The sequence below is a fragment of the Candidatus Enterococcus willemsii genome (assembly GCF_009933335.1).
GTDB classification, from domain to species: domain Bacteria; phylum Bacillota; class Bacilli; order Lactobacillales; family Enterococcaceae; genus Enterococcus_F; species Enterococcus_F willemsii.
Genome location: NZ_MAEL01000061.1, coordinates 1 through 1,946, shown reverse-complemented (window position 1 = coordinate 1,946; position 1,946 = coordinate 1). Strand labels below are relative to the sequence as shown.

Here is a 1,946-nt window from a genome sequence, read left to right as displayed (position 1 = left end):
ATTCCTTAGAAAGGAGGTGATCCAGCCGCACCTTCCGATACGGCTACCTTGTTACGACTTCACCCCAATCATCTATCCCACCTTAGGCGGCTGGCTCCAAAAGGTTACCTCACCGACTTCGGGTGTTACAAACTCTCGTGGTGTGACGGGCGGTGTGTACAAGGCCCGGGAACGTATTCACCGCGGCGTGCTGATCCGCGATTACTAGCGATTCCGGCTTCATGTAGGCGAGTTGCAGCCTACAATCCGAACTGAGAGAAGCTTTAAGAGATTAGCTTAGCCTCGCGACTTCGCGACTCGTTGTACTTCCCATTGTAGCACGTGTGTAGCCCAGGTCATAAGGGGCATGATGATTTGACGTCATCCCCACCTTCCTCCGGTTTGTCACCGGCAGTCTCGCTAGAGTGCCCAACTGAATGATGGCAACTAACAATAGGGGTTGCGCTCGTTGCGGGACTTAACCCAACATCTCACGACACGAGCTGACGACAACCATGCACCACCTGTCACTTTGTCCCCGAAGGGAAGACTCTATCTCTAGAGCGGTCAAAGGATGTCAAGACCTGGTAAGGTTCTTCGCGTTGCTTCGAATTAAACCACATGCTCCACCGCTTGTGCGGGCCCCCGTCAATTCCTTTGAGTTTCAACCTTGCGGTCGTACTCCCCAGGCGGAGTGCTTAATGCGTTAGCTGCAGCACTGAAGGGCGGAAACCCTCCAACACTTAGCACTCATCGTTTACGGCGTGGACTACCAGGGTATCTAATCCTGTTCGCTCCCCACGCTTTCGAGCCTCAGCGTCAGTTACAGACCAGAGAGCCGCCTTCGCCACTGGTGTTCCTCCATATATCTACGCATTTCACCGCTACACATGGAATTCCACTCTCCTCTTCTGCACTCAAGTCTCCCAGTTTCCAATGACCCTCCCCGGTTAAGCCGGGGGCTTTCACATCAGACTTAAGAAACCGCCTGCGCTCGCTTTACGCCCAATAAATCCGGACAACGCTTGCCACCTACGTATTACCGCGGCTGCTGGCACGTAGTTAGCCGTGGCTTTCTGGTTAGATACCGTCAAGGGATGAACATTCTCTTCTCATCCTTGTTCTTCTCTAACAACAGAGTTTTACGATCCGAAAACCTTCTTCACTCACGCGGCGTTGCTCGGTCAGACTTTCGTCCATTGCCGAAGATTCCCTACTGCTGCCTCCCGTAGGAGTCTGGGCCGTGTCTCAGTCCCAGTGTGGCCGATCACCCTCTCAGGTCGGCTATGCATCGTTGCCTTGGTGAGCCGTTACCTCACCAACTAGCTAATGCACCGCGGGTCCATCCATCAGTGACGCAAAAGCGCCTTTCAACCTCCTCTCATGCGAGAAAAAGTATTATACGGTATTAGCACCTGTTTCCAAGTGTTATCCCCTTCTGATGGGCAGGTTACCCACGTGTTACTCACCCGTTCGCCACTCCTCTTTTTCGATGAACCGAAGTTCGGTGAAAAAGAAGCGTTCGACTTGCATGTATTAGGCACGCCGCCAGCGTTCGTCCTGAGCCAGGATCAAACTCTCATAAAAAAATTTGAAACAATCGTTAGATTGTTAAGCTCATAAATTAACGTTGCTAGCATTACTGCTTGCTTGTTGTGTTTGCTTCATTAAATGAAGCGTCCTACACATTTGGTTCGTTTGCTTGCTTTGTTCAGTTTTCAAAGGTCTACCGTGCTGCGTTAGCAACTTTTATATCATATCAGACCGACAAGTGATTGTCAACTCTTTTTTAAAAGTTTTTTTCGAAGTTGTTTCTTTCACTTCGATGTGCTGTTGGCAGCGACTAGATTATCTTAACAAATGAATTGTTATTTGTCAACAACTTTTTTTAATTAATTTTGTTGATGTATCAACGAAAATTTCTTTTTCTAAAATTGCGACTTCGTTATAATATCATTTGCTGTAAA

Annotated in this window: 1 rRNA gene; it reads right to left on the bottom strand. The window is 48.9% G+C overall.

Annotated elements, in window-relative coordinates:
• Positions 1 to 9: 9 nt before the first annotated feature.
• Positions 10 to 1,566: ribosomal RNA gene (locus BAU17_RS13530) — 16S ribosomal RNA — on the bottom strand.
• Positions 1,567 to 1,946 lie beyond the last annotated feature (380 nt).